Genomic DNA, 13,655 nt, shown 5'->3' with positions numbered 1-13,655 from the left:
CTCAATAGCCCCCACCTCAATAGCCATTAAGCCGCGCCCAGCGCTCGCGATGCCAGGCTGTCGAGCCATAGCATTGCGCCGCTACCCGCGCTCGCTTCAGATAAAGGCCCGCATCATGCTCATGGGTCATGCCGATGCCGCCGTGGAGCTGCACCATCTGCGACGAAATGCCGTGCAGTGTCTCCCCCATGGTCGCCTTGGCCAGCGAGGCGAGGGCGGGGAGGGCAGGGTCATTCGCGTCTATGGCGTCGAGCGCTGCTTCAACCGCTGAGCGGGCGAGTTGCAATTCTCCGAACATCTCCGCCGCGCGATGCTGCAAGGCCTGGAAGGAGCCGATGATCGCGCCGAACTGTACGCGGGTCTTGAGATAATGGAGCGTTGTGTCGAAGGCCTGGGAAGCATTGCCCAGCATTTCCGCCGCAAGGCCTATGGCCGCCCGGTCGAACAGCGCGTCGAGAAGATCGGCGCCCTTGCCGACTTCGCCCAGCACGGCGTCGACGCCCACGGCGACATTATCGAAGGTGAAGAGGGCCGGGCGGCGCGCGTCGATCTGGTCCAGCGTGTCCCGTGACAGGCCCGATACGTTGCTTTCGACGAGGAACAGCGTGATCCCATCCCGGTCGCTCGCTGCGCCGCCGGTACGGGCAGCGATGATGGCGAAGGTCGCGATCATGCCGTCCTGCACAGGTCGTTTGACGCCGTTCAGCACCCATCCGTCACCCGAAGCCGTCGCCGTCAGCGCGATCTTCTCGCGTCCATGTTGCGCGCCTTCCTCCGCCGCCAGCGTGCCGATGGCCGATCCGTCGGCAATGCTCGCCAGCCAGCGCGCCTGCTGTGCTTCCGTGCCGCCCAGCCGCAGCGCGGATGCCGCCACCAGCGCCGAACTCAGCAGCGGCGAAGCGCCCAGCGTCCGGCCCAGTTCCTCCAGCACCAATCCCATGCTGCGATAGCCGAAATCGGATCCGCCATGCGCTTCCGGCACCAAGATGCCCGCCCAGCCCATTTGCGCCATTTCGGCCCAGGCTTCCGGATCATAGCCCTCCGCATCGGGCCGTCCGCCGCCGTCATGGCCATAGAGCGACCGCAGCGCCGTTACGGGCAGGCGATCGCGCACCCATTCCGACGCCATGTCCTTCAGCATCTGCTGTTCTTCGTTCAGCATCCTCCCGATCCCATCCTTATTCGTCTCTTTGTCAGGCCGGCAGTTCCAGCGTGCGCTTCGCCGTGATGTTGTTCTGGACTTCGTAGCTGCCGCCGTAGATCGAGAAGGCTTTGCTGTGCAGCCAGGCCCGCGTCGCTTCCTGTTCGGCGTCAGCATAATGCTTGCCCGCCCAGCCAAGGCCATTGGCGCCCATTAGTTCGATCAGCAGTTCGGCCCGGTCCTGGATGATCCCCGACCAGAGATTTTTGAGCGCGGACACGCCATTGCTCGGCTCGCCGCTCCGGGCTTCCCTGGTCAGGCGCGATACCGTCGCCAGATAGGCTTCGTGTCGCATCGCATTGCGCACCATGCGCGTGCGCAGATCGGGATTGTCGATCCGGCCCAGCGCGTCGGTGCCGCAATATTCATGGGCCAGAGCAGCCAGCGGCGTGATCTCCGCCTTCACGTCCGACAGGCTGTTGCGTTCGAACTGGAGCAGGCGCTTGGCGATGGCCCAGCCCTGATTGACCTCTCCAACCAGATTGCCCTTGGGCACCTTCACATCGTTGAAGAAGACCTCGCAGAAATGGGTCGATCCGCTGATGAGGACGATCGGCCGCGCCTCCACCCCTTCGGATTTCATGTCGATCAGCAGGAAGCTGATGCCGCCCTGTTTCCGGCTGGTGTCGGTGCGGACGAGGGCGAAGCACCAGTCGGCCTGATCGGCGCCCGATGTCCAAATCTTCTGCCCGCTGACCAGCCAATGATCACCCATGTCGATGCATTTGGTCTGGAGCGAGGCAAGGTCGGACCCGGCGCCCGGTTCCGAAAAGCCCTGGCACCAGCGGCGTTCATTGGTGGCGATGAAGGGCAGATGCTCCAGCTTCTGTTCTTCGCTGCCATATTCCAACAGTGTCGGGCCCAGCATCATCGTGCCATAGCTGCGGATCGGGTTGAAACCGCCGATCGCTGCCAGTTCCTGACCGATGATCTTGCCATGCGCTTCTGTGAGGCCGGCGCCGCCATAGCGCGGTTCCCAAGTCGGCACGCCCCAGCGCTTTTCCGCCATGCGTTCGCGCCAAAGGCACCAGTCGGCATTGGATTCCGCTGCATGCCGGTCGCTGACGAAATGGATGGATGGGGCATTGGTCAGCGAAGGCGGAAAATTCGCCTTCAGCCATGCGCGCGCTTCCTCCCGGAACAATTGCGCTTCCATTCCCTCCAGCTCGGCCATGCATCCCGTCCCTGTTCTGCGCAAGGGCCATGCAGCCCTTCGATGGGAGCATCTCGCTTCCATGACCGAATCCTTATGCCAATTCTGCACCGCTGGCTAGGTATAAATTGCACCATAGGATAAAATTGACATCAATCCTCTTCATCACGGCTGCGCTGGTTGACATGCCTGATCTGCATCATAAACTATACTCAAATGCAAAATTGATAAAGGCTGCTGCCACCGCGGGCGATTCGCGGGAGCGCGGTTCGCATAATGGAGAGCGCGCATATGGAAACCTTTGCGACCCAACCGATTCCGGCCCATGTTCCGCCGGACATGGTGAGGGATTTCAGCCTGTTTTCCTCGCCCGGCATGCAGCCGACGCCCAATGGCGATCCGCAGGCGGCGGCCGCCGTCGTGCATCAGGGACCGCGCATCTTTTATTCCCCGGTCAACACCCGCGACGGGCGCGGCACCTGGGTCATCACCCGCGCGCAGGACCAGCGGAGGGTGCTTCAAGACCCGGAAACCTTTTCCAGCCATCGCAGCATTTTCGCCTCTGCTCTGGGTGAAAGCTGGCCGATGATCCCGCTGGAACTGGACCCGCCAGAACATGGCAAGTTCCGCTCGCTGCTCAATCCGCTGCTGTCGCCCAAGCGGGTGATGGCGTTGGAAAGCGCGGTGCGGGAAAGGGCGATCAGCCTGATCGACAGGATCGCGGCGGCGGGCACCAGTTGCCATGTGATGGAGGAGTTCGCCTTTCCCTTTGCGGTGAATATCTTCCTGCGCTTTCTGGGGCTGTCGGATGACCGGCTGGACGAGTTCGTGACCTGGGCGAATGAGCTGCTGCATGGCGACAATGTCCAGCGGCCCGCCGCGGCGCGCACCATCATCGCCTTTATCGACGAACTCTCGGCCGAACGGCGCAAGCGGCCAGTCGATGACTTCATGTCCTTCCTGGTTCAATCGAAGATCGACGACCGGTCGCTGACCGATCAGGAAATTCGCGGGACCGGCGTGCTGCTGTTCGTGGCGGGGCTGGACACGGTTGCGGCGGCCATCGGGTTCGACCTCAATTATCTGGCGCGGCATCAGGACGATCAGGAACTGCTGCGCAGAGATCCCTCGCGCATCGTGCTGGCGGCGGAAGAATTGCTGCGCGCCTATCCGACCGTGCAGATGATCCGCGTGGCGACGAAGGATGTGGATTTCGAAGGCGCGCCGATCCGCAAGGGCGATTATGTGTCCTGCGCCACGATGATCGCCAATCGCGATCCGCTGGAATTCCCGCATCCGGAAAAGATCGATCTGGCGCGGGAGGATAATCGCCACACCGCCTTTGCCTATGGCCCTCATCGCTGCCTGGGATCGCACCTCGCCCGGCGGGAGATCGTGGTCGGGTTGGAGGAATGGCTGAAGCGTATCCCCATTTTCCGCATCAAAGAAGGCACAGCGCCGGTCACGTTCGGGGGGCATGTGTTCGGCATCGAAAATCTGGTTCTGGACTGGTCTTGAGGAGGGACGTCCCATGAAAATCATTGTGCACAACGACAAGTGCCAGGGTCATGCGCGTTGCTGGGCCATGGCGCCCCATATCTTCGAACTGGATGATGAGGGCTATATCAAGCCCGGCGACATCGAGGTGGCGGAGGCGGATGAAAAGCTCGCCTGGAAGGGGGCAAAATCCTGCCCTGAGCGGGCGCTCGAAATCCAGAAATGAGGGGTGCTCATGGGGCGCTTGCGGCAGCGCTGTTCCTGATGATGGGGCAGGGCGCGGGCGCAGCGCCGTTGCGGGCCGATCAGGCGGTGTTTCGCGATATTTACCGGGAACTGGTGGAAACGGACACCAGCGCTTCGACCGGGAACTGCACCTTGGCCGCCGGGCGGCTGCTGGCACGGCTGAGGGGTGCGGGCTTCGACGCCGGTCAGGCGGAGGTCTTCGTCCCCGAAGGTCGGCCGAAGGAGGGCGGCCTGATCGCCCGAATCGAGGGCAGCGACCCCAGGGCCAGGGCGATGCTTCTGGTCGATCATATCGATGTCGTCGCCGCGCGGCGGGAGGATTGGTCGCGTGACCCCTTCAAACTGGTCGAGGAAAATGGCTATTTCATAGGGCGCGGGGTGATCGACGACAAGGCGCTCTCCGCCATCTGGGTGGACAGCCTGATCCGCATGAAGAAAGAGGGCTTTCGGCCCAAGCGCAGCATCAAGGTCGCCCTGACCTGCGGCGAGGAAAGCGGAGAGGGGGTGAACGGCGTCGACTGGCTGCTCAAGCATCGGCGCCAGGCGGTGGAGGCGAGCTTTGCGCTCAACGAGGGAGGTTATGGCATCACCGATGCGAACGGCAAGCCGGTCGCGCTCTATCTGGCGGTGGGCGAGAAACATTCACAGAGCTTCACCATCGAAGCACGCAATCCCGGCGGCCACAGCAGCCGGCCGCGTCCCGACAACGCGATCTACGATCTGACCGATGCGTTGGCCGCGATCCGCCGGTTTTCCTTCCCGATCCGGCTCAATGCCACCAATCGGGGTTATTTTACCCGGATGGCGCCGATCGTCGGCGGCGACATGGGATGGGCGATGGCGGCATTGGGTAAGGGCGCGACCGGTGATGCCGTGGCGGCGAAGGTGACGAGTGACGTCACCTATAATGCCATGCTGCGCACGACCTGCGTTGCAACGATGGTGGAGGCGGGACATGCCATCAACGCTTTGCCGCAACGAGCGAGGGCGACGATCCAGTGTCGTCTCTTTCCCGGCGAGAAGGTTGAGGATGTCGAGGCGCAGCTAAGTCAGGTCATCGGCAATCCGGCCATTGCGCTTCGTCGTGAGGGTGGAAAGGGGGAGGCAGTGGCTATCCCGCCTCCGATCGATCCTGCCATCGTTGGCCCTGTGGAGGAGGTGGCGCGCAAGCTGTTTCCGGGCATCCCGGTCGTGCCCAATCTGCTGACGGCAGGAACGGATGGCCGCTATCTCAGCGCGGCGGGTATTCCGACCTATGGCGTGCCGGGTATATTCCTCGATCCCGACGGCAATGGCGCCCATGGGGTCAATGAGCGCATCCGGGTGAAGAGTGTCTATGAGGGGCGGGATTATCTCTACGAGTTGATCAAGCGTTATGCGGGGGAAAAATGATTGCGTCGTCCCCGCCTCCGCGGGGACGACGAAAATACCTAAGTCCTGATCCACACCGCCTTGGTCTGCAAATAGGCGTCGATATGCTCGAAGCCGCCCTCGCGTCCGAAGCCGCTCATCTTGTAGCCGCCAAAGGGAACGGACGAGTCCATCGCGAAATAGTGATTGACCCAGATCGACCCGGCCCGGATGCGCTTCACTGCCGTCATGGCTTTGCCGATATCCTTCGTCCACACCCCGCCCGCCAGGCCGAAGCGCGTCGCATTGGCGCGGGTGATGACCTCATCGAAATCGTCGAACGGCATGATGCAGGAGACGGGGCCGAAAATCTCTTCCCGGGCGATCCGCATGTCGTCCTTCACATCAGCAAAGACCGTGGGCGCGACCCAATGGCCCTGATCGAAGGCGCCGCCCGTCACCCGCTCGCCGCCTGTCACCAGCCGCGCACCTTCCTGCGGGCCGAGTTCAAGATAGGAGGAGACGCGGGCATATTGCTTGGCCGACACCAGCGGGCCGATCTGCGTGCCGGGGTCCAGGCTGGGACCGACCTTCAAATTCTTCGCGAAGGCGGCGATGCGCTGAACCATCTCCTCATAGACCGGCCGCTCGACGAACAGCCGCGTGCCCGCCGCGCAAACCTGCCCCGAATTATTGAACACGCCCATCGCCGCCGCGGGCGTCGCCATGTCGAGATCGGCGTCGGCAAAGATGATATTGGGCGACTTGCCGCCCAGTTCCATCGTCACTTTCTTCACCGTTCCGGCGGAGGCGGCAATGATCCGCTGGCCGGTTTCGCAGGAGCCGGTGAAGGCGATCTTGTCGACATCGGGATGGGCCGAAAGCGCGCCTCCGGTCCCGCCCGCGCCGGTTACGACATTGACGACCCCCGGCGGCACGCCCGCCTCCAGGCAAAGCTCACCGAAGCGTAGCGGGCTGAGCGACGCATCCTCGGCGGGCTTCAGGACGATGGTACAGCCGGTCGCCAGCACCGGCCCCACCTTCCACGCCGCGCTGAACAGCGGGCCGTTCCAGGGGATGATCGCGCCCACCACGCCGACCGGCTCGCGGAGGGTGTAAGAGAGGAGGTCGACCGGGAAGCTGTTGGACAAAGTCTCCCCATGGATCGCCGTCGCCGCCCCGGCAAAATGACGCAGCGAGCGTTGCAACATCCCGCGCAGACCCCGCGCAGCGGTGATCGGACGGCCCATTTCGATGCAATCGAGCAGGGCAAGGTCATTGAACTCCGCATCCACCAAGTCAGCGAGCTTCAGCAGCACGGCCTGCCGCTCAGCGGGCTTGAAGCGGCTCCATGGCCCTTCGAAGGCGGCACGGGCAGCGCGGACGGCGCGATCCACATCCTCCGCGCTCGCCAGCGCCAGGTCGGCCACCAGTTCGCCGGTAGACGGGCTGAAGCTCTGGAACGTCTCGCCCGACAGGGCGTCGACAGGCTTGCCGTCGATCAACAGCTTTTTGGGTTTGCCGTCGATGAAGGCGGGGCGGCGGGTCTCGATCATGGGATCATCCTCAGGCAAGGGCTTCATGGGCGCGCCGCATCGAGGCGCGCCCGAAAGCGAAAAGAAGCGCGGCGGGCAGCAGCACGCAGAAAACGCTGATGACGAGCGACAGGCCGACCTTCATTTCGTCGCCCAGCAGCTTATCGGTGACGAGGCCGATGAAAGCAGGCCCGCCCGCCATGGCGATCAGGCCCGATGCCAGCACATAGAGCGCCGACACGCGCCCGCGCAGATATTGCGGCGTCACCACCTGCACCGTCGCGGGTCCCATGCTGGAGGTCGAAAGGATCAGCGCCATGAAGCACCAGTAGCAGACGACCGTCGCCCAGGGGCTGCTGACCAGAAAGGCGGCGATGCCGAACGGGGCGGCGGCCAGCACGGTCAGCAGGCACCAGAAGAGATGCGCGTCGCGCTTCCCGCGCCGATAGAGCCGGTCCACCGTCCAGCCATGGACCGGGATCAGCGCCGCCGCTCCGATCTGGGCCAGGCCGATCACCGGGCCGATCCGTCCCGGCTCCCAGCCATGGACGCGCGCCAGATAGACCGGCGTCCAGAGCTGGAAACCGATGGTCGCCGCATAGGCGAGGCCGAAACCGACGAAGGTGGCCAGGTAAAGTGCCTTATATTGGCGCATGAAAGCCCATGCCTCGCCATAGCCCGCACCCGCGCTGATCGCCTTGCGCCGGGGCGGCTCGCGAAAGACGAAGACGAGGAAAGCCAGCAGCATGCCAGGCGCGCCGGTCATGATGAACACCTGCTGCCAGGGCTGCAACAGGCCGAAGACCGGCCAGACGGCAGGTCCGGCCTTCATCGCGGCGGCGACGATCGGGCCGCCGAACAGGAACACGATGCCCGCGCCCATCACGCCGCCCATGATGAAGACGGACATGGCGAGCGACACCTTATGCGGCGGGAAGCTGTCCCCGACCACCGAATAGCTGCCGGTGCCGAAGCCCGACTCGCCCGCGCCGACCCCCGCGCGCGCCATGGCGAGCGCCGCGAAGCTTCCGGCGAGGCCACAACTCGCCGCCGCGATGCTCCACGCAGTTACTGACAGATACAGCACGACTCGCCGGCTGAAGCGGTCCAGCGCCATGCCCAGGGGAATGGCGCACAGGCAGAAGAGAATGGCGAAGGCCGGTCCCTGTAAAAGGCTGATCTGCAGATCCGAAAGGCCCAGATCTTTTTTTATCGGCCCGACCATTAGGGCCATGATGTTTCGGTCAGTCAGTGATAATATGTACAGCAAGAACAGGATCGATACAGTCAACCAGCCCATTGGAGGCGACGGATAGGCGGCCTGTTCAGGGAGAGGGGGGGTGATGTTGGTTTCAACATCTCCATGCGCGCTGCCTGACCCAGACGATGGCGTCATCGTCGCGGAAATCTGTGTCATGACTGCGCAATCCCATGGGAAATGGTGCGCGCTGGCTGACGATCATGCGGCAAGGGCACTCTCCATATCTTCCGGCCATATCTGGTCCGGCGATCGCCCGTCCGGGCGTCGTCACTTCAGGCATTATAACGCACATTTTTGCACAGTGGGTCAATATATGTTCGCGATGCATCTTTTCGGCACGCCCCAGTGCCGCGGCTGTGCGCGGGAATTTTCCTGAGGGATTCAAGGAGAAAGGAGGAGGATAGGTCTTTCCAATAAAATTTTCCCATTGGTGCAAAATTTATTGACAATGTGGCCGAGTGGGATAACTATAAAAGTGCACACGGGGATAATAATGATCAAGCCGGGTGACTTTGCCTGGTCATGGTCGTGCAGGGAGAGGAAAAGGAAAGATGGCGAAGAACAGTCTGTTCATCTCGTCGCTGGCGGTCAGCGCCAGCATCATCGCAATGGCCGTGCCCGCCTTGGCGCAGGAAGCGACCACAGCGGCACCCGCTCAGGAAGGAGCGACGCCTCAGGCGGCCGGGCCTGCGAGCAATGCCGACATCGTCGTTACGGGTTCGCGCATCGTGCGCGACGGCTATACCGCGCCGACTCCCGTGACGGTCGCATCGACCGAGGAACTGGCCAAGACGACGCCGTCAGGCGTGGCCGACGCGCTCAACAAGCTGCCGCAGTTCAACAACTCGCTCAGCCCGTCCAAATCGGCCAACAACTTCTCCAACCTGCCGATCCACGGCAATGTGCTCAACCTGCGCGGTCTTGGCACGCCCAGCAACAACCCGAAGGGGCCGCTGCGCACGCTGGTGCTGTTCGACGGCATGCGCGTGTCGCCCACCGAATATGTCGGCACGATCGATACCAACGTCCTGCCGCAGCTTCTGATGCAGCGCGTCGACGTGGTGACGGGCGGCGCTTCGGCGCAATGGGGCTCCGATGCGGTCGCAGGCGTGGTCAACTTCATCCTCGACAAGAAGTTCACCGGCTTCAAGGGTCTGGCCCAGGCCGGCATCGACGAGCGCGGCAATAACGGCAATCAGCGTCTGGGCGCAGCCTTCGGTTCGGATTTCGCCGGGGGCCGGGGCCATGTGCTGCTGAGTGCGGAATATTCCAATAGCGAAGGCATGTTGCGGCAGGATCGCAGCTTTGCGACCCAGGGCTATAATTTCGTCGGCAGCGTGACGACGAGTTGCGGTCCTTCGGCAAACGGCCAGCAGCGTACTTGCACTGCCGCGCCGGGCACCGCCGCCAATCCCTATGCCATCGCCTCCGACATCCGCATTTCCGCACTGGCGGCCAATGGGCGTATCGTGGGCTCAAGCGTGACGGGTAATCCGTTTGTGGGCCGGGTCATCAACAATGACGGTTCCACCCGCGCCTTCAATCTGGGCACGGCGGTCGGCACCACCGGCTTCCAGCAGGGCGGTGACGGCTACAAGATCCCGAACGACACCAATGCGATCGCGCCGCTCACCAATTATAACGGCTTCGGCCGGGTCAGCTATGAACTGACCGACAATATCACGGCCTTCGTCCAGGGCGTCTATGCCCGCAGCAAATATCATTATTTCACCCAGGGCAATTCGCTGATCCCGGCGACGGAATCGGCGCGCATCTACAAGGGCAATCCTTATCTCTCGACGGCTTTGGATTCGGCTCTCACCGGCGCGAATGACTATTATGTCGTGGGGCAGCAGGATGCCGGCCAGCCCAAGCCGATCGCCTATGAAAAGACCGATTACTGGACCGCGACGGCGGGCCTGACCGGCAAGTTCGCGGACTTCAACTGGCAGGTCACCTATAACCATGGCGACTCCAAGCACTCGATGGACAATGTCGGGCTGTACAACAATCAGAAGCTGTATGCGGCGTTGGATGCCGTTCGTAACCCAGCTAATGGCCAGATTACCTGCCGCGTGCTGCTCAATCCGGCCTATGCCTCGCAATTTGCGGGTTGCCAGCCGCTCGACGTGATGCATGGCGATCCGTCCAAATCGACTCCGGCGGGCTATGCCTATGCCACCGGCACGTCGAGCTATCGCGCGCGCTTCAAGCAGGATGCATTTGCGGCCAATATCAGCGGCAGCCTGTTCGAATTGCCCGCCGGCCCGGTCGATATCGCCGTCGGCGTCGAATATCGTCGCCAGACGCTGAATCTGACCAGCAATGCCGATCCGGCGCTGCTGCTGACCGACGCGCAGAAGGAAGCCTATTTCGCCGGGCTGCGCGGGATTCCACGGGTGGAATCCGCCCTGCTTCCCTATCCGACCGGCCCGATCAACACGCTGGCCTACTGGCTGACCAATGTGGGCGGCAGCCATGGCAAGCTGAACGTTAAGGAAGCTTATGCCGAAATCGCGGTGCCGATCCTTAAGGATACGCCCTTCTTCCAGGAACTGAGCGTCAACGGCGCGATCCGCGTGACCGACTATTCGACATCGGGCACGGTGAAGACTTGGAAGGCGGGCGCGACCTGGAAGCCGGTCGACAGCCTGTTGCTGCGCGGCACCTATTCGCATGACATCCGCGCACCCAATCTCTACGAACTCTATGCAGGTCCGCAGAGCGGCATCGGCATCGTGAACGACGTCAGGAACGCGGCCGGGACATATGGCAGCGGCCAGAACGTCAACGCCAACACGCTCACAGTCGGCAACCCCGATCTGAAGCCTGAAGTCGCGAACACCTACACCTTTGGCGCAGTGTTCGCGCCTGAATTCCTGCGCGGTTTCTCGGCCTCGATCGACTATTATCATATCAAGGTCGACAAGCTGATCGACTCCCTGTCGGCGCAGCAATTGCTGACCAACTGCCTGAATGCTGGCGGGTCGGGCGTTGTGGAGTGCACCCAGATCGACCGTGCGTCGCCAACGACTTTCCCGTCGCTCGTTCATCTGGTGCCGCAGAACATCGCCTTCCTGAAGACGGCGGGCGTCGACTTCGACTTCACCTATCGGACCGCCGTGGGCAATGGCGGGCTGGGCGTCCGTCTCTACCTCAACTATCTCGACAAGTTCGATGCCCAGCAATATGCGACCGCGCCGATCGCCCATTATGCGGGCGTCAGCGTCGTCACCAGCAACCCGCAGGGCTTCCCGCGCTGGCGCGGCAATCTGACGGTCGACTATACCAACGGGCCGTTCGGCATCACGATTGGTGAACAATATATCGGCAAGATGCGGCTCGACATTCCGGGCGGTACGACGCCGATCCAGTTTGTCGATCCGAAGGTGAAGCCGGTCTGGTACACCGACCTGACGCTGCGCTACACCATTCCGCATGGCGATGGCGGCAATTTCGAGTTCTTCACGACGGTCAACAACCTGTTCGACAAGGATCCGCCGCTGATCCCGGGCACTGTGCCCGGCGTAAACCCGCCGACCAACATCGCGGTATACGACATTGTCGGCCGCGCCTTCACGGCGGGCGTGCGCGTCAAATTCTGATCGGCTCTTTCGGGGCGAGGGCAAAAGGGGCGGGAGCAGCGATGCTTCCGCCCCTTTTCCTTTCGCTAAGCCCCTGATCCGCGCCCATATGTGTCCATAGAGCGGCAGGCTGCGTTGCATCCATGCTGCACCCCGCAGTATGTTGCGCTGCGTCAATAGCCGGCTGGTTCCGGTCAATTGGGCATCAGGCTGGGTCGCCTGAGGTCCAGCCCATGATGAAGGGTGAGGGTCCGTGCACCCGGGGTTTCCCGGAACGGATTCGCACGTCATTTCATGATCGGTTGGCCGTCGGACGGAAGCCGTTTGAAGAAGGAGAATAGAGATGCGGATCGTTATGACCGGATCGGGCTATGTCGGCCTGGTCTCCGGCGCGTGTTTCGCGGATTTCGGCCATGATGTCATCTGCGTGGACAAGGATGCGCGCAAGATCGAGCTGTTGCAGAGCGGCGGCGTGCCGATCTATGAGCCCGGCCTTGCCGATCTGATCGCCCGCAATGTGAAGGCGGGGCGGCTGACCTTCACCACTGATCTCGCCGGATCGGTTAATCAGGCCGATGTCGTCTTCATCGCCGTCGGCACGCCCGCCCGGCGGGGTGACGGCCACGCCGACCTCAGCTATGTCTATGACGCCTCGCGGGAGATCGCGGCCAATCTCAAGGGCTTTACCGTCATCGTCACCAAGTCGACCGTCCCGGTCGGCACAGGCGACGAGGTCGACCGGATCATCCGCGAAACCAATCCGGACGCGCAGTTCGCTGTCGCCTCCAATCCGGAATTCCTGCGCGAAGGCGCGGCGATCCAGGATTTCAAGCGTCCCGACCGCATCGTCGTCGGCATAGAGGATGAACGCGCCCGCCCGGTGATGGAGGAGGTCTATCGGCCGCTCTATCTCAACCAGGCGCCGATCCAGTTCACCGGGCGCCGGACCAGCGAACTCATCAAATATGCGGCCAATGCCTTCCTGGCGATGAAGATCACCTATATCAACGAGATGGCCGATCTGTGTGAAAATGTCGGTGCGGACGTGCAGCAGGTGGCGCGGGGCATCGGCCTGGATAACCGGATCGGTTCAAAATTCCTGCATGCGGGGCCGGGCTATGGCGGCTCCTGTTTTCCCAAGGATACGCTGGCGCTGGTCAAGACGGCCGAGGATTCGGGTGCGCCCATCCGTCTCATCGAAGCGACCGTGGCAATCAACGAGAGCCGCAAGCGGGCCATGGCGCGCAAGGTGGTTGCGGTATGCAATGGTTCGGTGCGCGGCAAGACGGTCGCGGTGCTGGGCCTGACCTTCAAGCCCAATACCGACGACATGCGCGATGCGCCGTCACTCTCGATCATTCAGGCTTTGCAGGATGGCGGCGCGCAGGTCCGCGCCTATGATCCGGAGGGGATGGACGCGGCCCGCACGATGCTGAGCAATGTCGATTTCTGCGACAATCCCTATGCAGCCGCCGAAGGGGCCGCGGCAGTCGTCATCGTCACCGAATGGGATGCGCTTCGGGCGCTCGACTTGAACCGGCTCAAAAGCATCATGGACGGCGATGGGCTGGTCGACCTGCGCAACATCTATCGCCCCGCTGATGCCGAGGCGGCCGGTTTCACCTATGTCAGCGTCGGTCGCGGAGTCACGCCGGAGATCGAAGAACTGGTGCAGGCGGCAGAGTAAAGCTACGACCAAAATCCCCCTCCCGTAAAAAGGAGGGGGCAAAGCTTCCAGCCGGAATTTCCGAATCGACTATATCGGTTCTGAAAGAATCCTTGGTTTTCCGTCATTTCCCTTACGGCATGCAACAGTTCGTCGCAAATC

Annotated in this window: 9 protein-coding genes; 5 read left to right on the top strand and 4 right to left on the bottom strand. The window is 62.6% G+C overall.

What is annotated here, in order from left to right; all coding sequences use genetic code 11:
- Positions 1-16: 16 nt before the first annotated feature.
- Together HHL26_RS10295 and HHL26_RS10290 are read right to left on the bottom strand one after the other, a co-directional pair.
- Complete coding sequence (locus HHL26_RS10295) at positions 17-1,162, bottom strand: acyl-CoA dehydrogenase family protein (protein ID WP_066558059.1); 1,146 nt, start codon at positions 1,160-1,162, stop codon at positions 17-19.
- Positions 1,163-1,193: 31 nt separating this feature from the next.
- Positions 1,194-2,375, bottom strand: a complete 1,182-nt coding sequence (locus HHL26_RS10290) for an acyl-CoA dehydrogenase family protein (protein ID WP_066558057.1) — start codon at positions 2,373-2,375, stop codon at positions 1,194-1,196.
- Positions 2,376-2,645: 270 nt separating this feature from the next.
- On the opposite strand from HHL26_RS10290, the gene HHL26_RS10285 reads away from it, so the two are divergent.
- Genes HHL26_RS10285 through HHL26_RS10275 form a run of 3 tightly spaced genes read left to right on the top strand, consistent with a single transcriptional unit; the run spans position 2,646 to position 5,489 of the window.
- On the top strand, positions 2,646-3,872 hold the full coding sequence (locus HHL26_RS10285; protein ID WP_066561782.1) for a cytochrome P450: 1,227 nt from the start codon (positions 2,646-2,648) through the stop codon (positions 3,870-3,872).
- 13 nt (positions 3,873-3,885) lie between these two features.
- Positions 3,886-4,077, top strand: a complete 192-nt coding sequence (locus HHL26_RS10280; protein ID WP_066558056.1) for a ferredoxin — start codon at positions 3,886-3,888, stop codon at positions 4,075-4,077.
- Positions 4,074-5,489, top strand: a complete 1,416-nt coding sequence (locus HHL26_RS10275) for a M20/M25/M40 family metallo-hydrolase (protein WP_066558055.1) — start codon at positions 4,074-4,076, stop codon at positions 5,487-5,489. The genes HHL26_RS10280 and HHL26_RS10275 overlap by 4 nt, the downstream gene beginning before the upstream one ends.
- A 38-nt stretch (positions 5,490-5,527) precedes the next feature.
- On the opposite strand, the gene HHL26_RS10270 is transcribed toward HHL26_RS10275, so the two are convergent.
- Together HHL26_RS10270 and HHL26_RS10265 are read right to left on the bottom strand one after the other, a co-directional pair.
- Complete coding sequence (locus HHL26_RS10270; protein ID WP_087575454.1) at positions 5,528-7,003, bottom strand: aldehyde dehydrogenase family protein; 1,476 nt, start codon at positions 7,001-7,003, stop codon at positions 5,528-5,530.
- 10 nt (positions 7,004-7,013) lie between these two features.
- Positions 7,014-8,399, bottom strand: a complete 1,386-nt coding sequence (locus HHL26_RS10265; protein ID WP_237229802.1) for an MFS transporter — start codon at positions 8,397-8,399, stop codon at positions 7,014-7,016.
- A 395-nt stretch (positions 8,400-8,794) separates the two neighbouring features.
- Here HHL26_RS10265 and HHL26_RS10260 point away from each other — a divergent pair, with 395 nt between their 5' ends.
- Entirely contained in the window at positions 8,795-11,848 is a 3,054-nt protein-coding gene (locus tag HHL26_RS10260) for a TonB-dependent receptor (protein ID WP_087575447.1), read from the top strand.
- A 322-nt stretch (positions 11,849-12,170) separates the two neighbouring features.
- Positions 12,171-13,514, top strand: a complete 1,344-nt coding sequence (locus tag HHL26_RS10255) for a UDP-glucose/GDP-mannose dehydrogenase family protein (RefSeq protein WP_066558047.1) — start codon at positions 12,171-12,173, stop codon at positions 13,512-13,514.
- Positions 13,515-13,655: the final 141 nt, after the last annotated feature.

This window comes from Sphingobium sp. TB-6 (assembly GCF_012927365.1).
In the GTDB taxonomy this organism is placed as follows: Bacteria; Pseudomonadota; Alphaproteobacteria; order Sphingomonadales; family Sphingomonadaceae; genus Sphingobium.
This window is presented reverse-complemented; position numbering and strand designations above follow the sequence as displayed.